General features: G+C 64.1%; 16 protein-coding genes. 7 read left to right on the top strand and 9 right to left on the bottom strand.

Annotation, left to right across the window (positions count from 1 at the left end; translation table 11 throughout):
• Nucleotides 1-35: 35 nt before the first annotated feature.
• Together V8J83_RS18280 and V8J83_RS18285 are read right to left on the bottom strand one after the other, a co-directional pair.
• The gene (locus tag V8J83_RS18280; protein WP_339987935.1) at nucleotides 36-575 is read right to left on the bottom strand and encodes a flavodoxin family protein; all 540 of its coding nucleotides are present in this window, start codon (nucleotides 573-575) and stop codon (nucleotides 36-38) included.
• A complete protein-coding gene (locus tag V8J83_RS18285; protein WP_339987936.1) occupies nucleotides 572-1,330 on the bottom strand; it encodes a class I SAM-dependent methyltransferase in 759 nt (252 codons plus the stop codon). The genes V8J83_RS18280 and V8J83_RS18285 overlap by 4 nt, the downstream gene beginning before the upstream one ends.
• 76 nt (nucleotides 1,331-1,406) lie before the next feature.
• Between V8J83_RS18285 and gloB the strand changes: the two genes are divergently transcribed.
• Nucleotides 1,407-2,177, top strand: coding sequence for a hydroxyacylglutathione hydrolase (gene gloB / locus V8J83_RS18290; protein ID WP_339987937.1), 771 nt, complete (start codon nucleotides 1,407-1,409; stop codon nucleotides 2,175-2,177).
• A 210-nt stretch (nucleotides 2,178-2,387) separates the two neighbouring features.
• On the top strand, nucleotides 2,388-4,724 hold the full coding sequence (clpA, locus tag V8J83_RS18295; protein WP_339987938.1) for an ATP-dependent Clp protease ATP-binding subunit ClpA: 2,337 nt from the start codon (nucleotides 2,388-2,390) through the stop codon (nucleotides 4,722-4,724).
• Between the two features lie 233 nt (nucleotides 4,725-4,957).
• On the opposite strand, the gene V8J83_RS18300 is transcribed toward clpA, so the two are convergent.
• The 3 genes from V8J83_RS18300 to V8J83_RS18310 form a co-directional block, all read right to left on the bottom strand.
• Nucleotides 4,958-6,811 (bottom strand): peptidoglycan -binding protein, encoded by a 1,854-nt coding sequence (locus tag V8J83_RS18300; protein ID WP_339987939.1) that lies wholly within the window; start codon nucleotides 6,809-6,811, stop codon nucleotides 4,958-4,960.
• Nucleotides 6,812-6,813: 2 nt separating this feature from the next.
• Nucleotides 6,814-8,025 carry a biopolymer transporter ExbB gene (locus V8J83_RS18305; RefSeq protein WP_339987940.1) on the bottom strand — a complete coding sequence of 404 codons (1,212 nt, stop codon included), beginning with the start codon at nucleotides 8,023-8,025 and terminating at the stop codon, nucleotides 6,814-6,816.
• A 74-nt stretch (nucleotides 8,026-8,099) separates the two neighbouring features.
• Nucleotides 8,100-8,642, bottom strand: coding sequence for a gamma-glutamylcyclotransferase (locus tag V8J83_RS18310; protein ID WP_339987941.1), 543 nt, complete (start codon nucleotides 8,640-8,642; stop codon nucleotides 8,100-8,102).
• 59 nt (nucleotides 8,643-8,701) lie between these two features.
• Between V8J83_RS18310 and V8J83_RS18315 the strand changes: the two genes are divergently transcribed.
• Nucleotides 8,702-9,703: a DUF2125 domain-containing protein gene (locus tag V8J83_RS18315; protein WP_339987942.1), complete on the top strand. Its 1,002-nt coding sequence runs from the start codon at nucleotides 8,702-8,704 to the stop codon at nucleotides 9,701-9,703.
• Here V8J83_RS18315 and V8J83_RS18320 read toward each other — a convergent pair.
• The 4 genes from V8J83_RS18320 to V8J83_RS18335 all read right to left on the bottom strand — a co-directional run bounded on the left by V8J83_RS18320 (nucleotide 9,700) and on the right by V8J83_RS18335 (nucleotide 14,917).
• Nucleotides 9,700-10,650, bottom strand: coding sequence for an extensin-like domain-containing protein (locus tag V8J83_RS18320; RefSeq protein ID WP_339987943.1), 951 nt, complete (start codon nucleotides 10,648-10,650; stop codon nucleotides 9,700-9,702). The two genes, V8J83_RS18315 and V8J83_RS18320, sit on opposite strands and share 4 nt — an antisense overlap.
• A complete protein-coding gene (locus tag V8J83_RS18325; protein WP_339987944.1) occupies nucleotides 10,647-11,582 on the bottom strand; it encodes a prephenate/arogenate dehydrogenase family protein in 936 nt (311 codons plus the stop codon). Before V8J83_RS18325 ends, V8J83_RS18320 begins: the two co-directional genes overlap by 4 nt.
• Nucleotides 11,579-12,664, bottom strand: a complete 1,086-nt coding sequence (gene hisC / locus V8J83_RS18330; RefSeq protein WP_339987945.1) for a histidinol-phosphate transaminase — start codon at nucleotides 12,662-12,664, stop codon at nucleotides 11,579-11,581. The genes V8J83_RS18325 and hisC overlap by 4 nt, the downstream gene beginning before the upstream one ends.
• Nucleotides 12,665-12,727: 63 nt before the next feature.
• Complete coding sequence (locus V8J83_RS18335) at nucleotides 12,728-14,917, bottom strand: primosomal protein N' (protein ID WP_339988034.1); 2,190 nt, start codon at nucleotides 14,915-14,917, stop codon at nucleotides 12,728-12,730.
• Between the two features lie 87 nt (nucleotides 14,918-15,004).
• Between V8J83_RS18335 and fsa the strand changes: the two genes are divergently transcribed.
• The 4 genes from fsa to V8J83_RS18355 all read left to right on the top strand — a co-directional run bounded on the left by fsa (nucleotide 15,005) and on the right by V8J83_RS18355 (nucleotide 18,314).
• Nucleotides 15,005-15,658, top strand: coding sequence for a fructose-6-phosphate aldolase (fsa, locus tag V8J83_RS18340; protein ID WP_339987946.1), 654 nt, complete (start codon nucleotides 15,005-15,007; stop codon nucleotides 15,656-15,658).
• A 108-nt stretch (nucleotides 15,659-15,766) separates the two neighbouring features.
• Nucleotides 15,767-16,495 carry a DUF484 family protein gene (locus tag V8J83_RS18345; protein ID WP_339987947.1) on the top strand — a complete coding sequence of 243 codons (729 nt, stop codon included), beginning with the start codon at nucleotides 15,767-15,769 and terminating at the stop codon, nucleotides 16,493-16,495.
• Between the two features lie 4 nt (nucleotides 16,496-16,499).
• Complete coding sequence (locus V8J83_RS18350) at nucleotides 16,500-17,423, top strand: tyrosine recombinase XerC (protein WP_339987948.1); 924 nt, start codon at nucleotides 16,500-16,502, stop codon at nucleotides 17,421-17,423.
• 195 nt (nucleotides 17,424-17,618) lie between these two features.
• Complete coding sequence (locus V8J83_RS18355) at nucleotides 17,619-18,314, top strand: CDP-alcohol phosphatidyltransferase family protein (protein WP_339987949.1); 696 nt, start codon at nucleotides 17,619-17,621, stop codon at nucleotides 18,312-18,314.
• The last annotated feature ends 167 nt before the right edge of the window (nucleotides 18,315-18,481 follow it).

The raw sequence follows: 18,481 nt of genomic DNA on the forward strand, positions 1-18,481 counted from the left end.
GGAACGCTTGGTCCCTCTCTCCTACGCCTCGGCGGTTACGCCCCCACGCTCCACCGCGCACTCGCGCCCGCCACCCGCGCCCCAAAAACGCGCGCCGTCTCAAGATCCCCGTCACTGACCGGCTCTGTCGCCATAAGCCCCAACCACGACCCGTCCCGGTTGATGCCCGCGCGACCGGGCTTCACCGGCGCGCCGATCTCCGATTGCCCGACCCAGATCATGCCCATCTGCGCCGCAAATACCGCAAGCCGCACCAGCGCATTCATCTTGTCCCCCGACGGATGCACCGCCACCGTGAACCCGGCGGCGATCTTGTTGGCCCATCGCCCCGTGTCCCACCGGTTTGCGGCCTCTTCCAGGATCAGGTCGAACCGCGCGGCCGTGGACCCCATGTATGTCGGCGCGCCGAACACAATTGCCGGGGCCGCATCCAGCGCCGCCCAATCCTCCGCACCGATCCGCGCCACATCCACAAGCCGCGCCGCCCCGATCCCATCGGCCCCAATCCCGTCGACGACAGCCTCGGCCAAGGCGCGGGTGTGCCCGGTGTCGCTATAGTAAAGGACGCAGATCACTGCGCGTCGCGTCCCGACACGCCCGCAGGCTTTGCCGTGCCCTCCAGTACCCGAAGCGGGCGCTTCACGCGTTCCGCCAGCCCCGGCCTTGGCCGCGCCGGTACCTGCTTTGAGGCTTCCAGCAAGATCACCCCGCCCGCCCGGCTTCGGGTCAGCTTGCCACCGATCCGTTCCAGCATGTCCGACGATCGCAGCCAGAACCGTTGATGCGACGGCGGCGAAAACAACGCCGCCGCATGGCGTTCTGGCACGAAATCATGGTGTTTGAGCTGCGCCTCCAACTGCCCCAGCGAATAGGGCCGCCCGAAACCAAAGGGCGTCCCGTCGCGGCGCGCCCAGAGCCCCGACCGGTTCGGCACGATGAACAACGCGCGCCCGCCCGGCGCCAGCACCCGCTGGCATTCCTCCAGAACCGCCGCCGGATGCTCCGACGTCTCCACGCCATGCAGGCACACCAACTTGTCGACGCTCTCGCTTTGCACCGGCCAAAGCCCCTCCCGGCACAGGGCCGAGACATTCTGCAACCCCGCGGGCCATGGCATCACCCCCTGCTCGCCGGGCATCAGCGCGATCACCCGCGCTGCATCGGCCAGATACGGGCGCAACAACGGCACCGCAAAGCCGAAGCCTACCACCGTCTGCCCCTTCGCATCCGGCCACATCTTCAGCATCCGCTCCCGCACCGCTTTCTGCGCGATCCGGCCAAGCCGCGTGCGGTAATAAAATTGCCGCAGGTCAAGTACGTCGAGATGCATGCCCGTTTTCCGTTTGAACCCCGCCGCGCCATAGCGCAGGCTTTCTCGGAAGATAACCAACCGGGGCGCGATTACCATGACCGAACCGCAGATCATCACCATTGCCTGCTTGTCCGACAACTACGCCTTCCTGCTCCACGATCCCGGCACCGGGGCCACCGCCTGCGTCGACGTGCCCGATCATGCGCCGATCCTCGCCGAGCTGGACGCCCGCGGCTGGAGCCTCAGCCAAATTCTGATCACCCACCACCATTGGGACCACATCCAGGGCGTCGATGCACTGAAGGGTGCCACAGGCGCGCATATCTACGGCTGCGGCGCGGATGCCGCCCGCCTGCCCCCGCTCGATCACCCTTTGGCCGAAGGCGACACGTTCCAGATCGGCGACATCGCGGTGCAGGTCCTCGATGTTTCGGGCCATTGCGACAACCACCTCGCCTTCGTCGCCCCCACCGCCGGGGCCGCTTTCACCGCCGACAGCCTCATGGCGCTTGGCTGCGGACGGCTCTTCGAAGGCACACCGGATCAGATGTGGCAAAGCCTGCAGAAGCTCGCCGCCCTGCCGCCCGAGACCATGATCTATTCCGGCCATGAATACACCGCCGCGAATGCGCGCTTCGCCGTGACCATTGAACCCGACAATCAAAACCTTATCTCTCGCATAGACACGATCACCGCAGCCCGCTCCGCGGGCGCACCGACCGTGCCCTCCAGCCTCGCCCAGGAATTGGCCACCAATCCGTTCCTCCGCGCAACCGATCCCGGCGTCGCCGCCTCCCTCGGGATGGCCGGTGCAGCCCCCGCCCGCGTCTTTGCCGAGATCCGATCCCGAAAAGACGCGTTTTGATTACCTTTGCAGCATCTTGCTGGAAAATCGTGCAACCCCAAGACCTTACGCCGGATTAACCTTTTAATCTCAGCATCTTGCGACCCAGAACACGGACCGTTGATGCGTTTTTTCTTGAAACCTCCGCGCGGAAAGCAAAACTTAATCATATGAGGCCACGATCGAGAGGTGGCTTGCGCCCCCTCGATGCAGACGAAAGGAGCACGCAACGTGCCATCTTTTTCGACCACACTGGAACAGGCCATCCATGCGGCCCTGGCCAACGCCAACGCTCGTCGTCACGAGCTTGCGACGCTGGAACACTTGCTGCTTGCCCTGATCGACGAACCCGACGCGCAGAAGGTCATGAAGGCCTGCTCGGTCGACGTCGAAATCCTTCGCGAAACGCTTGTGAAGTTCATCGACGATGATCTTTCGACCCTGGAAACCGATGTCGAAGGGTCCGAAGCGGTGCCCACCGCGGCGTTCCAGCGCGTGATTCAACGCGCCGCGATCCACGTTCAATCCTCCGGGCGTACCGAAGTGACCGGCGCAAACGTGCTCGTCGCGATCTTCGCCGAACGCGAGTCCAACGCCGCCTACTTCCTGCAGGAGCAGGACATGACCCGCTACGACGCGGTCAACTTTATCGCCCATGGCGTGGCCAAGGACCCGTCCTATGGCGAAGCCCGCCCGGTCTCCGGGGCCGAAGATGAAGAAGAAGACGCGCAGGCGGTCCAGGGCGGCGACGCCGACGGCGACGCCAAGGAATCCGCGCTCGCCAAATATTGCGTCGACCTCAACGCCAAGGCGACCAAGGGCGACGTTGATCCCCTGATCGGGCGCAGCCACGAGGTTGAACGCTGCATTCAGGTGCTCTGCCGCCGCCGCAAGAACAACCCGCTTCTGGTGGGCGATCCCGGCGTGGGCAAAACTGCCATCGCGGAAGGCCTCGCCAAGAAGATCGTCGAAGGCGAAACGCCCGAGGTGCTGCTTGGCGCCACGATCTATTCGCTCGACATGGGCGCGCTTCTGGCCGGAACCCGCTATCGCGGCGATTTCGAAGAACGCCTCAAAGCCGTGGTCAAGGAACTTGAAGACCATCCCGATGCCGTTCTTTTCATCGACGAAATCCACACCGTTATCGGGGCCGGTGCCACGTCGGGCGGCGCGATGGATGCCTCCAACCTGCTCAAGCCCGCGCTTCAGGGCGGCGGCCTGCGCTGTATGGGGTCCACCACCTACAAGGAGTATCGTCAGCATTTCGAAAAGGACCGTGCGCTGTCGCGCCGGTTCCAGAAAATCGACGTGACCGAGCCTTCGGTGGAAGATGCCGTGAAAATCCTGCGCGGCCTGAAGCCCTATTTCGAGGATCATCACTCCGTTAAATACACCGCCGATGCGATCAAGACCGCGGTGGAGCTGTCCAGCCGATACATCAACGATCGCAAGCTGCCCGACAAGGCCATCGACGTGATCGACGAGGCAGGCGCGGCGCAACACCTTGTCGCCGAATCCAAGCGGCGCAAGACCATCGGCACCAAGGAAATCGAAGATGTCGTGGCCAAGATCGCCCGCATCCCGCCCAAGAACGTGTCCAAGGATGATGCCGAGGTTCTCAAGGACCTCGAAGTGTCGCTCAAGCGGGTCGTTTTCGGGCAGGACAAGGCCATCGAAGCGTTGTCGTCGGCCATCAAGCTGGCCCGTGCGGGCCTGCGGGAACCCGAGAAGCCCATCGGCAATTACCTCTTCGCCGGTCCGACCGGTGTGGGTAAGACCGAGGTAGCCAAGCAATTGGCCGATACGCTCGGTGTTGAATTGATGCGGTTCGACATGTCGGAATACATGGAAAAACACGCTGTCTCCCGTCTCATCGGCGCGCCTCCGGGCTATGTCGGCTTTGATCAGGGCGGTCTTCTGACCGATGGCGTCGACCAGCATCCGCATTGCGTTTTGTTGCTCGACGAAATCGAGAAAGCGCACCCCGATGTCTTCAATATCCTGTTGCAGGTCATGGATCACGGCACGCTGACCGATCACAACGGGCGCTCCGTCGATTTCCGCAACGTGGTCCTGATCATGACCTCCAACGCAGGCGCTGCAGAGCAGGCCAAGGCGGCCATCGGCTTCGGTCGCGACCGGCGCGAGGGCGAGGATACCGCAGCCATCGAGCGGACGTTCACACCAGAGTTCCGCAATCGCCTCGATGCCGTCATCTCCTTCGGCGCGCTGCCCAAGGATGTGATCCTGCAAGTTGTCGAGAAGTTCGTGCTTCAGCTTGAGGCGCAATTGATGGACCGCAACGTCACCATCGAGCTCACCAAGCCCGCCGCGGAATGGCTGGCCGACAAGGGCTACGACGACCGCATGGGCGCCCGCCCGCTCGGCCGCGTGATCCAGGAACACATCAAGAAGCCCTTGGCGGAAGAGCTTCTCTTCGGCAAGCTGGCCAAAGGCGGTAACGTCAAGGTTGGCGTCAAGGATGGCGAAATCGAACTGCGCATCGAAGAGCCGGGAAGCCCGCGCCTGTCATCAAAGAAAAAGCCGCCACTTCTCACGGCCGACTGAACCAAACGGACCAGAGCCAGAAAGAAGGGGCCGGTGTAAGATGCACTGGCCCCTTTTCCTTTGCCGATCCCCGCGGCGGTGAAACCTCCGCTCACATGACCGCAGATCCGCTCCCCTGAACGCAGATCCCGCGCGTGAGCATCCCACCCCAAACCCCGTTCATCTGGACATGTTTTTCGCGCATTAACTGTCCAATGGAACGCAAATGCATTCGCCGGAACGCATCCCGGCGCTCACCGTTCGGTCAGTTTCAACTCGATCCGCCGGTTCGACGCCTGCCCTTCCGCTGTGGCGTTTGACGCAATCGGACGGTGTTCACCAAACCCCGTCGCCGCCAGCCGTGACGGCGGAATCCCAAGGTTTTCAGACATATAGAGCACAACCGACAAGGCCCGCGCCTGGCTCAGCTCCCAATTATTGGAAAATGCGCCACCTGGCCGGATCTGTTGGTCATCCGTGTGGCCATCGACCCGGATAATCCAGTCAATCTCCGCCGGAATTTCGTCCGCCACCTCCAGCAAGAGATCTGCGACGCCTTGAATTTGCTGGAGGCCTTCGGCGGCAAGATCGGCCGAGCCCACTTCGAACAGCACCTCTGACGAGAACACGAACCGGTCCCCATCAATCCGAACCCCCTCGCGCCCCTCCAAAAGCTCGCGCAGCCGCCCGAAAAACTCCGACCGATACCGCTCCAATTCCTGCGCCTCCGCCGCCAACCGCTCCGCCTCAGCCGCCTCAAGCACCGCGTTTGCGCGCTCTTCCGCCGCCAGTTGAGCCAAGGCGGTGTTGAGCCGCGAGCCAAGCGACGAGATCTGCACCTGCGCCTCCACGTCCCGCTCATCCGCTTGATCCAAAAGCGTTTCCAGCGACCCCAGCTGTGCGCGCAACGCGGCAACCTGTTCGTTCAACAGTGCCACTTGCCGCGCGCTTTCGGCCGACGCGCTTTGCGCTGCGTCCAACTCCCGGTTCGCTTGCGCCAACAGAACCGCGCGCGCCTCCGCCTCGCTCAGTGCCTCCGCCAATTCCGTGTCTGTCGCTTGTTGCGCCGCCAAGGCCGCAACCAGTTGCGCCTCCAATGTCGCAAGCTCGTCCGACACATCCGACGCCTCCGCAGTCACATTCCCCAATCGCGACGTCAGATCCTCGCGCGCCGCCTCAGCCGCCGCCAAAAGAGTAAGCGTATCCTCCGCCCGCTGGCGCTGCTCCTCAAGCGCAAGCGTCATCGCCGTAAGCTCTGCATCGGCATCCTGCAGCCTTTGACGCAAGGCCTCCGCCGCCGCCGCCTCCGCCAGACGCGCGGCCTCCTCTTCGGACAATTCGGTCTCCAAACCGCTCAACCGGTCGCGCAAAGCCGCCGCCGCCGCCTGCTCCGCCAACCGGGCCGCTTCCGCTTCGGACAGGTCGGTTTCCGCGTCTTGCAACTGTGCTGCAAGCGCCTCAGTGCGGGTCTCTCCACGTGCCAAAGCTGCCATGGCATCCGCGAGTGACGCATCGCTTTGTGCCGCCTGTGCTTCAAGGTCGGCGATCAAGGCCTCCAACGCCTCACGCCGGGCCGCGGCCAATCGGGCCGCTTCCGCGGTTGCGTCGATTTCGGCACGCGCGCTGGCCAGCGCAAGGTTCAACGCCTCGGTTTCCGACAGCGCCTCGGTCAACGCGGCCTCGGCCTCGCTCAGCCCCGCCGACAGGTCCGTGTTCTGTGCCAACAAGCCCGCGACCTGTTCTTCGAACGCTACGATCCGCGCGGCCTGCGCGGCGCGCTCGGCGGTCAATGACGCGATGACCGCCTCTTGCGCTTCGGCCGCCGCTTCCGCCGCCGACAGGGATCCGGTCAGGGTCGCCACGCGGCTTTCCAAATCGCCGGCCCGGGCCTCTTCCAGCCCCAACGCCTCGGCCAATTGATTCACCTGCGCGGTCAACGCGTCCAACTCATCATCTTGCGAGCTGATTTCTTCGGAGAGGACGAATTGCATGATCATGAAGATCGACAAAACGAATATCATCACCATCAAAAGGGCCGTGATCGCATCGACGAACCCGGGCCAGATCGTGCCCGACATGCCTTGGCGTGCGCCCCGATGAAAGGCCATGGCTACTCGCCCTGCGCCTGACGACGCGACCGGGCTTGAACCGGCGCGCGGGCGGCTTGTGTCAGCGCCTCAAGCGCATGGGTCAGGTTCGCAATGTCACCACGCAGCCCCATAACTTCGGCATCGCGGCTCGCACCCATCGCCTCAGATAGCTTGAACAATTGCACGTCAATCGACCGGAGCCGATTGCGGCTTTCATCGTCCAACCCGTTTTCCGTCGCCAGCCCATCCAACGAAGCCGACAACCGGTCCTGCGCCGCAACCAGGCGTTCGGTCACGGCGGATTGCCCGGGGTCGGAGCCAAGACGTTGGGTCAAACCTTCGATGGATTGCGAAAGGTCCAACAGGCGCCGCTCGGTCGCGGTGCGCCGCGTCTCGGATTGTGCAAAAAGCGATTGCAGCGTGTCCATTTGGTCGACCATATGGTCCAGAACCGTGGCGATCGCAGCCTTGTCGACGGCCCCGTCGCCCTCAGCCGACGAGAACGACACACGCGTGATCGACGCCAGCCATTCCTCCAATTCGCGGTAGAAGCGGTTCTGCCCATGGCCCGCGTAAAGCTCCAACAGCCCCACCACTAGCGATCCCGCCAGGCCCAGAAGCGATGAGGCAAACGCCGTACCCATGCCGCCCAACTGATCTTCAAGGCCGTCCATCAACCGACCAAAAACAGCCAACCCTTCCTCGCCATCGGTCGGCTGGAGCGACCGGATCGTCTCGACGACCGCCGGAACCGTCGTGGCCAAGCCAAAGAATGTTCCCAAAAGGCCCAGAAAAATCAGAAGGTTGGCGATGTATCGCGTGATATCACGGCTTTCTTCCATCCGCGCGCCGACGGAATCCAGCACCGATTTCGCCGACGCAGGCGTCACCTGCATGCGGTTGCCGCGCATCCGCGCCACACCGGTCATCGTCGCCAGCAATCGGGGCGGTTTTTCCCCCGTTGTCGCAGCGGCCCCGCCAGCCAATTGCTCGATCCAGGCCACCGATGAGAAGAGTTGGATCACCTGAAAGAACGTCGCGAAGACACCGACGATGAACACGATGCCGATGGTCCCGTTCAGGAACGGCGCCGAAAGGAACACCGGCTCCACACTTGGCCAGACCACCACGCCGCCTGCGACCACCAGCGCAAGGATGATCACCATCAGCACAATCTGCTGGGTCGGACGTGTGAACCGAGGCGCCCCTGCGCCCTCTCTGCTGCTCGCCATGGCGTTTCAAATCGCTCTTTGGTCGTGTCTGGCGAAACCTTACACCGTGTCGAACGGTTTCGCCAACAAAAGCCTTAACCCGTCTGTCGCAATCCGCGCACCTGCATCACAAGCGTATCGAGGTCATCATCCCCGATCCCCAATTCGTCCAGATGTGCGGCGGTGTTGTAGAGGTATTCGTCGTTCGGCCCACGCCCGCCATGGGCACCCGCGATGATCCGCGCCTGGGTGTCCAACGAATGCTGACAATATTGCTCGTGGCTGCGGTCGATCACATAGGCGAGGACATCCGATTGCCGCGCGCCGCCGCGAAATTCGACCTCCAACCGGGTTTCCAGATAGGCCGACGAAATCAACTCCCGCTCGCGCAAATAGGCCAATGTCGCGTCTTCCGTGCCTGCCTCGGCCCGCAAGGCCAACCCGTCGCAAAACGCGCCCGGCGCTTCATCCAACGCCAGGACCAGCCCCGGATCGGCCTCGGTCCCGCGATGATGGATGGAGGTCATGCAAAACGAACGGTGCCAGCCATGCAGACGCGCAATCCGCGTTTCGGCCACCGGAAAGCCCGGATTCCACAAAAGCGAGCCATAGCCGAAAACCCAAAGCGGTGAAGTCATGGAAAGGTCCTTGTCGTGCCCCGTCGGTATAGGGGATAGATGCGCCAAGGGGGAGAGTGATGAAGCGCCTTTTGATCCTGATTGTCGTGCTTGCCGGGCTTGGCGGTATAGCCTGGGCCGTGGCCGCCATGACCATGCAAACGGCAGCGACCCGCTGGCTGGATGATCGGCAGATCGAAGGCTGGGTTGTGAACGTCGCTGATGTCAGCGTCGAAGGCTTTCCGCTTACGTTCGAGACCGATTTCACGGATCTGCAACTGGCCGATCCCGAAACCGGGCTGGCCTGGTCCACGCCGCGCTTCCAATTGGCGCAGGAGGTGCACCGCCTCGACCGGATCACGGCCACCTTCCCCGACGCGCAGATTCTCGCCTCTCCGGCAGAACGTCTGACCCTGACCAGCACCGAGATGTTTGCCGATCTCGACCTGCGTCCGACCTCGAATTTCGCGCTCGATGGGCTCGACGGGGCGCTGACGGAGCTTTCGGTGTCCTCTTCACTCGGCTGGACCCTTGCCTTGGCGTCAGCCGACCTGAGCATTGCCGATATGGCCGGGGACACGAACCGCTACGATATTGTCCTGACCGCCGTCGACCTTGACCCGCCGCAGGCCGTGCGCAACACGCTCGATCCAGCGGGCGTTCTGCCGGAGCTGATCGCGCAATTCGGGCTCGCGATCCGCGCCCGTTTCGACGCCCCATGGGATATGGCCGCCATCGAGGTCGCCCGCCCGCAACCCACACAGCTTGAGATCGAGCAGATCAGCGCGAATTGGGGCGACATGCTGTTTCGCGCCACCGGCACCCTCGACGTGACGGCGGGCGGCGTGCCTGAAGGCGCGCTTGCGGTCCGGGCCGAGAACTGGCGCGCCATGGTCGATCTTGCCACGAATGCAGGGCTTTTGCCGGAGCGCATCCGCCCCACCGCCGAAGCCATGCTGGAAGTGCTCGCAGGCATGAACGGCAGCGCAGAAAACATCGACGCGACGCTCAACTTCTCAAACGGGCGCGCGTTCATCGGCCCCCTGCCGATCGGCCCCGCGCCGTCCCTGCGCATCCGTTAACGGCAGTAGGCGCCCGAACGATACGACGCCACGTCGAAGTGGAAGTGATCCTGGTGAAACCGGTCGGATTCGGGTCCAAGGACCGTTCCGAATGTCCCGCAAGCGGCCTCGTGCAGGTTGCGCATGATCCCGGAATTGCCGCTACGCCAATCGTTTAACACGCTCAATTCATTGCCATTTTGCAAGCCAATCCCGGCGATATCAATCGCATTGCCGGTCGAATGCTCCGACAGGCGCGCGCCGCGCTGCGAATTGCGGGTCCGGCAGGCGTAGCTGGCCACGACCCGCAGGTTCGCAATGCCGCCGCCGGTGTTGCCGATGACCTCGTCCGCGTCGAGCACCCATTGACTGACCGATTGCGCGGTTGTGCAATTGATCGTCGCGGGTTGGGTCAATTGCACCCCGTGCACCACCCGCAGGCGCACCGCATTCTGGATCCCGCAGCCGCTGATCCGACCCGTGATCGGCTCAAGCACATCGCCTTGCAGCCCAACCACACCGCAAAGCGAGCCACTGCTTTGACCGGGCCGCGTGACAGTGCCCGGCGTGTTGCGTGTCGCGGCCGATCTCACGCGCCCCTCAAGGCCCTCGGGCCGCAGGCTCGGCCGCAACGAACGGATCACGGCCAAGGCCGATCCACCGCCGCCCACCACCGTCGGCGCCGAAGCCCCGGCGCGCGGGCGGAACAGGTTGCCCAGGATGCCGGGCTGCTCGCTTGTATTTTGCGGTTGGGCCGCAACCACGGGAGCGCTTTGGGGCGGGTCCTCAGCGGCACTCGCCGCAACTTCGGGCGGAGGAACAGGTGAACCTCCGGGCCGTGCCATCGGCCGTAGCGACGCCGCCGGTGCCTGCACCGTTGCAGAGGCATCCGCACCATCCGCGCTCTGCGCCGACACCTGCGTCGCAAGCGTCACACCCAGCGCCAGGACCGCGACCCGCCAGATCATTCCACCGGCTCCTTCGTAACACCGCCCCGGCCAAAATTCGGCGCGTCCGTGTCCTGACCCGCCTCGATGATGCCGCGACGAATGCCGCGCGTCCGGGTGAAATAGGCGTGCAGATGATCCCCGTCGCCCGTCCGGATCGCACGTTGAAGGGCAAAGAGTTCCTCCGTGAAACGCCCGAGGATCTCAAGCGTCGCCTCTTTGTTGGACAGGAAAACGTCGCGCCACATGGTCGGATCACTGGCCGCAATCCGCGTGAAATCGCGAAACCCCGCGGCGGAGTATTTGATGACCTCGCTGTCGGTGACCCGGCGCAAATCATCCGCGACCCCCACCATCGTGTAGGCGATCAAGTGCGGCGTATGCGACGTGACGGCAAGAACCAGATCATGGTGATCAGGGTCCATCTCCTCCACAATCGCTCCACAGCCTGTCCACAGGTTTTTCAACCGATCGGTCGCCTCGGGGGGCGTGCCCTCGACTGGCGTCAGCAGCGTGTAGCGATTGTCGAACAGCTCTGCGAAGCCCGACCGGGGTCCCGAATGCTCGGTGCCCGCCAACGGATGGCCCGGAACGAAGTGGACGTTGTCCGGAAGATGCGGGCCAATCGCTTCCACCACCTCGCGTTTGACCGATCCCACATCCGTGACCGTTGCGCCGGCCTCCAGGTGCGGTGCGATCTCGGCGGCGACCGCTGCCATCGCGCCGACGGGCACGGCAAGCACCACAAGATCGGCGCCCGAAACCGCCTCGGCCGCACTGTCCACGATGCGGTCGCACAGGCCGATGTCACGCGCGATGTCACGCGTTTCGCTTGATCGCGCGGTGCCCACGATCTCCCCCACCAGGTCGCCTCTGCGCCGCATGGCATGAGCCATGGACCCCGCAATCAACCCGAGCCCGATCAACGCAACACGTTGGTAAATCACACTCATTCCGCCCCCTTAAAGGACGCCAGCGCCGCCAACACACGGTCATTGTCCTCGGGCCGCCCGACCGTGATCCGTAGGCAATGCGGGAGGCCATAGCTCTTCGGTGCACGCACGATGACGCCCTGCGATTTGAGATAAGCATCAGCCGCATCAGCCTCTGCCTCATCCGCAAACCGTGCCAATACGAAATTTGCAAAACTGTCGTCGCAGTCAATCCCAAGCTGCCGCAGACCTCCGGTCAACCGCGCGCGCTCATCGGTATTTACACGTATACACATCGCAACCCAATCACGGTCCCGCACCGCAGCCTCCGCCCCCGCCAAGGCCAAGCCCGACAGGTTGAACGGTCCGCGAATACGGTTGAGCGTATCGATCACATGGCCCGGGCCGTACCCGTACCCGACCCGTAGACCACCAAGCCCGTAAGCTTTGGAAAACGTACGCGTCATCACCACGTTGTTGCGCTTATCCACAAGCGCCCTGCCGCCGTCATACCCGTCCGCAAACTCAGCATAGGCCCCGTCCAGCACCAGCAGGCATTGATCCGGCAGGGCATCGGCCAAACGTTCCACTGCACCGCTCTGCAACATCGTCGCTGTCGGGTTCGCCGGGTTTGCGATGAAGACGAGCCGCGTGCGCTCCGACAGGCCACCGATCAACGCATCCAGATCGACACGCCGCTCGGCCTCGGGCACCTGCACCGCGCGCGCACCAGCGGCCAATGCGCTGATCCGGTACATCCCGAACCCATGCTCCGTATAAAGCACCTCATCGCCCGGCCCGGCATAGGCCTGGCACAGGAAATGGATCACCTCGTCTGACCCAACGCCGCAGATCACGCGCTCGCAATCCAGGCCGTAGACCTCAGAAATCGCCGCGCGGAGCGGCCCGTGATCCGTCGACGGATACCGGTGGCTGTCGGTCAGCGCCCGTCCCATTGCCTCCACCGCCGCAGGCGACGGGCCAAATGGGTTCTCGTTCGAGCTCAGCTTCAGCGGATCGTCATGGCCGTCAATCTTCGACGCCCCACCCTGGTAGAGCGCGATATCAAGTATGCCGGGCTGGGGGCGGATGGGGGCGGTCATGGCGCGTCCTGTGAATAGTTCCGCAGGGTTCTAGCGCGCGGGGTCCGTTTGGGAAACCGATTCTCAGAAGAAGCTCTGCGGGTCGATATCCACCGCCAACCGCAAATGCCCCGGCAATTTCAGCCCCTGAGTCCAACGGCTTATCGCCGGTTGCAACGCCACACCCTTGGGCGCCTTCACCAAAAGCCGCACCCGATGCCGTCCCCGCACCCGGGCAATCGGCGCTGGCGCCGGGCCATAGACGATCCCGCCCGCGTCCCGGATCGGCCCGTCGTTGCGCGCAAGATGCGTGCCCAGATCGAACGCCGCCGCCGCTTCCGTCGACGAGATGATGATCCCGGCCAATCGCCCGTAAGGCGGCATCCCCGCCGCCTCGCGCTCGGCTGCCTCGGTCCGCCAGAACCCTTCCTCGTCGCCGCTCAAGATCGCCCGGATCACCGGATGCTCGGGCTGAAACGTCTGCAACAACGCCTGCCCCGGCTTCTCGGCCCGCCCGGCACGCCCCGCGACTTGCCGCATCAGTTGAAACGTCCGCTCTGCCGCGCGCAAATCGCTGCCCTGAAGGCCCAGATCCGCGTCTACGACCCCCACCAGCGTCAGACGGGGAAAGTTATGCCCCTTCGCCACCAATTGCGTCCCGATAATCAGGTCCGTATCGCCATGGGCCAGCTCTTCGATCTGTTGTTTCAACGCTCGTGCCGACCCGAACAGGTCCGACGACAAAATCGCCATCTTCGCATCGGGAAACAGCGCCTCCGCTTCTTCGGCGATGCGCTCCACGCCCGGGCCAACAGCAGCCATCTTCCCCTCAACTTCGCACGATGGGCAGGCCTCGGGCACAGGCTTCGTCTCGCCGCATTGATGGCAGATCAGGCGCTTTTGAAACCGGTGTTCGACCATCCGCGCGTCGCAATGATCACACCCGACCATCTCGCCGCAGGCCCGGCACAGCGTCACCGGCGCAAACCCCCGCCGGTTCAGGAACAAAAGCGCCTGTTCGCCGTCCTGCAACCGCTGCCCCACTGCGCTGGCCAGCGACGGCGAGATCCACGACGACCCCGGTAAATCCTCCGCCCGCATGTCAATCGCAGCCATCTCCGGCAGGTCCTGCGGTCCGAACCGACTGGTCAAATCAAGCCGCGTGTACTTACCCGCCGTCGCATTGGCCCAGGATTCCAAAGACGGCGTGGCCGAGGCCAGAACCACCTGCGCGTCGTTCAGGGACGCGCGCAGAACCGTCATGTCGCGGGCGTTGTACGAGGCCCCCTCGTCCTGCTTGTAAGAGGTGTCGTGTTCCTCATCGACAACGACCAGCCCCAAATCCCGATACGGCAGAAACAACGCGGATCGCGCCCCGACGACAAGCTGCGCTTCGCCTTGCCCGACCATGCGCCAACACCGCCGCCGCTCTGTCATCGTTACACCGGAATGCCATTCCGCAGGCTCCGCCCCGAACCGCGCCTTCACCCGCGTCAGGAATTCGGAGGTCAGCGCAATCTCTGGCAACAGCACCAAGGCCTGCCGCCCCTGCCGCAGGCATTCCGCGACCGCCTCCAGGTACACCTCCGTCTTGCCCGACCCTGTCACCCCCTTCAGCAGAACCGTTCCATAGCGCCGCGCCTTCAATCCGTCGCGCAATGCCTGTGCCGCAGACGCCTGATCCTCGGTCAAATCCTTGCCCGGCAGGTTCGGATCAAGCGGCAGATAAGGCGCATCGCGCGGCGTGTCGGCCTCCTCCACAACGCCCTGCTTGGCCAGCCCTTTCACCACCGAAGAGGTCACACCGGCCAACTCGCTCAATTCCTTCAACGTGAAACCAAGCCCGCCGTATTCCACCAACGTGTCGATGACCCTTTGGCGGGCCGGTGTCATGCGGTCTGGCGAGCCCTGCCCCAACCGGTAGACCTTGCGCATCGACGGCGGATCGCTCAGCCCCGGCGCGCGCGTGGCCAGCCGCAGCATCAGGCTCATCGGCGTCAGCGTATAGGCCCCCGCTTTTTCCAGAAACGCCCGCATCTCGGCGCGCATCGGAGCCACGTCCAGCACCCGGTTCACCGACCGCACCTTGGCGATGTCCCAATCGCCGCGCCCCTGGCCCCAGACCACGCCCAGAACCTTGCGCGGCCCCAAGGGCACCTCGACAAACGCGCCCAACCAACACCCCCCCGCGGGGGCCTTGTAGTCAAGCACGCGGTCGATGGGTTCCGCCGTCAGAACCCCGACCAGATCGCCTTCGTCGAAATGCGCGTCCATTGTGTCAGGCATGCCTTCCGGCCCGTCGCCCCATGCGATAGAAGACCGTTAAACCATCACACCCTGCCCCCGAAAGGAACCGGCCAAATGAAATTCTTTGTGGATACCGCCGACGTCGATGCGATCCGTGAACTGCACGAATTGGGGATGGTCGATGGCGTGACCACGAACCCCTCGCTGATCATGAAATCGGGTCGCGACATCAAGGAAGTCACCAAGGAGATCTGCGATATGGTCCCCGGTCCGGTCTCGGCCGAGACCGTCGCCCTTGATGCCGACGGCATGATCACCGAAGGGCGCGAGCTGGCCAAGATCGCCGACAACATCACCATCAAGGTGCCGCTGACATGGGCCGGGCTACAGGCCTGCAAAGTGCTCTCGGGCGAAGGCCGGATGGTCAACGTGACGCTGTGCTTCTCTGCCAACCAGGCACTGCTGGCCGCCAAGGCCGGCGCCACGTTCATCTCGCCCTTTGTGGGCCGCTTGGATGATCTCAACATCGACGGCATGGATCTGATCGCCGAGATCCGCCAGATTTACGATAACTATGATTTCTCCACAGAAATCCTCACAGCCTCGATCCGCTCCGCAAACCACATGAAAGAGGCCGCGTTGATCGGCGCGGACGTCGCCACGGCACCGCCCAATGTCATCAAGGCCATGGCCAACCACGTGCTTACCGACAAGGGCCTCGACGCGTTCATGGCCGATTGGGCCAAGACCGGGCAGTCCATCGTGTAAGCGCAACACACCCCATGAACTTCGCGGGCCGACCGAAAAAATCTGGCCCGCGCAAGCCTGCGCGTGGTATGCCACTGCCAACAAACAAGAAGACTTGAGGCAGTATCCATGAGCAACACCGAGGCCGACGCCCCGCTCTTTCCCCATGACGATTGGCGTGACCGCGCGCTGGCAGACCCGGAATTGATTCTGGAAGACCGCGACCTGATGCGCGCGCTGATTGCCGCCAATGACCGGCAGATGGGCGGCAACATCGTCGACATGCGCGGCATCGCGATGGAACGGCTGCAAAACCGCCTCGACCGGCTCGAAGACACCCACCGCTCGGTGATCGCGGCCGCCTACGAAAACCTCGCCGGCACAAACCAGGTGCACCGCTCGATCACCCGCCTGCTCGACGCGAAGGAATTCACCGAATTCCTGACCATGCTCGGCACCGACGTAGCGGGGATCCTCCGGGTCGACCGCGTGCGGCTGGTGCTCGAAAGCACGGAAGCCACGCAGACCGAGGCCCCCAAGGTGCAAAAGCTCGAAGATGTTCTGACCGTCGTGGCCCCCGGCTTCGTCAAGGAATACGTCACCGGCGGGCGCGATGTGCCCCAACGGCAGGTCACGTTGCGCCAGGTCGGCGGCAATTCCGAGCGTATCTACGGCGAGGCCAGCCGCTGGATTCATTCCGAGGCCTGCCTGACCCTCGATCTGGGCGAAGGGCGGCTGCCGGGCCTTCTGGTCATGGGCGCGGAGGACCCGCATCAATTCCGACCCAGCCAGGGCACAGACCTGCTGACCTTCTTTGCGGGCGTGTTTGAACGCCTGATGCGCGGGTGGCTGGACTAGGCCGATGAGCCTCGCGATCACACCGGCCATCCGCGACCTGCTGGAGGGCTGGTTGACCCACCTGCGCGGCGTGCGCGGGCGGGCCGAGGCGACGCTGACCGCCTATTCCGCCGACGTGACCGACTTCCTCACCTTCCAATCGGCCCATCTCGGCGGCGCGCCCGGCCCCGCCGAGCTACGCGGCCTGACCACCCGCGATCTGCGTGCCTGGATGGCCAGCCAACGCGCCCGCGATGTCGGGCCGCGCTCGCTCGCGCGCCGCCTCTCGGCCGTCAAAGCGTTCTACACCTGGTGGGCCGAGCGCGACGGCTTCGATGCCACCGCTGTCCTGTCGATGCGCGCGCCGAAACACACCCGTCGCCTGCCCCGCCCGTTGTCCGAAACCGGTGCGCGCGCGATGATCGACGGTCTCGCAGCGCAAGACGACCGCGACTGGGTGCAGGCCCGCGACATGGCCGTCGTCACGCTTCTCTACGGCTGCGGCCTGCGCATCTCCGAGGCCCTGAGCCTCACCACCGACACCCTCCCCCTGCCGCAAATCCTGCGCATCACCGGTAAGGGCAGCAAGGAGCGCGAAGTCCCCGTCCTGCCCGTCGCGCAATCCGCGACCGGTCGCTACGCCGGGCTGTGCCCCCATGACCTCGCCCCCGGCACGCCGCTCTTTCGCGCGATCCGCGGCGGCCCGCTCGGCCCGCGCGCGGTGGCCAAGGTGATGGAACAAACCCGCGCACAACTCGGCCTGCCGGCGTCCGCCACGCCGCACGCGATGCGCCACTCCTTCGCCACCCACTTGCTCGATGCCGGCGGCGACCTGCGCGCGATCCAGGAACTGCTCGGCCACGCCTCCCTCTCCACCACCCAGGCCTACACCGCCGTGGACACCGCCCGCCTGATGGAGGTCTACAACGCCGCCCACCCCAAGGCCTGATCGACCGCCCCCATCTTCCATTGGTCAAAAATACCTCGGGGGAGGCGCCCATTGCCTGCCACCGCCAGCTGCGCGCTGCCGGTTCCGGGCGACGGGGGCAGCGCCCCCAATGATCCCGCCCAATTTACCCGAGCGCGTACGTCCTCCCAAAGCGCAGCTGTTGCAAATGCCGCATTAACCATGCATCCCGTCCCAATGCGTTTCCGAGCTTACTCCGTCCATCTCTTCACCGCTGCAGGCGCCTCGCTTGCGATGCTGGCCCTGCTGGAGGCCGCGCAACAGGATTGGGCCATGATGACCATCTGGCTGACCGTGGCCTTCATCGTCGATGGTATCGACGGTCCGCTGGCGCGCCGCTACGATGTCACAACCCATGCACCCGTGATCGACGGCGTGCTGCTCGATCTGATCATCGACTTCCTGACCTACGTGATGATCCCGGCCTACGCGCTCTACGCCTCGGGGCTCATGCCGGGCTGGTCCGGCTGGATCGTGGTGTTGCTGATCCCCTTCGCCTCCTCGCTTTATTTCGCCGACACCCGCATGAAGACGTCCGACAAAAGCTTCCGCGGCTTCCCGGGATGCTGGAACATGGTGGCGCTGGCGATGTTGGTGATCGAGCCGCCCTGGTGGGTGATCCTGGCGCTGGTCGTGGTCCTATCGGCGGCGCAATTCCTGAACCTGAAATTCGTCCATCCCGTACGCACCGCCCGCTGGCGCGCGCTGTCACTGCCGATCTCGATCGTCTGGATCGTGGCCATCGCCTATGCAGCCTGGAGCGGCTTTGCCCCAAATCCCGCGCTCACAATTGTGGTGATGCTGAGCTCAATCTACCTCGCCATCGCGGGCATCGCGCAACAAATCATCTACGACCGCGGCTACGCACGCTAAAGCGTTTCGGGCCGAACCTGCGTCAGCAGATCATATCGAAGCGACCGCGATGGTTGGCTGGTGCGCGCGTTCCGTGAAAAGTTGACGGCTTAGGTCAGTCTCGAAACGCCTTGATCTCTCTACCCACCGCACTGCCGCGCCTGGCGTCGGGATGTCGTCGTGAAATC

Origin of the sequence: Gymnodinialimonas ulvae, from assembly GCF_037543845.1 — a bacterium.
In the GTDB taxonomy this organism is placed as follows: Bacteria; Pseudomonadota; Alphaproteobacteria; order Rhodobacterales; family Rhodobacteraceae; genus Gymnodinialimonas; species Gymnodinialimonas ulvae.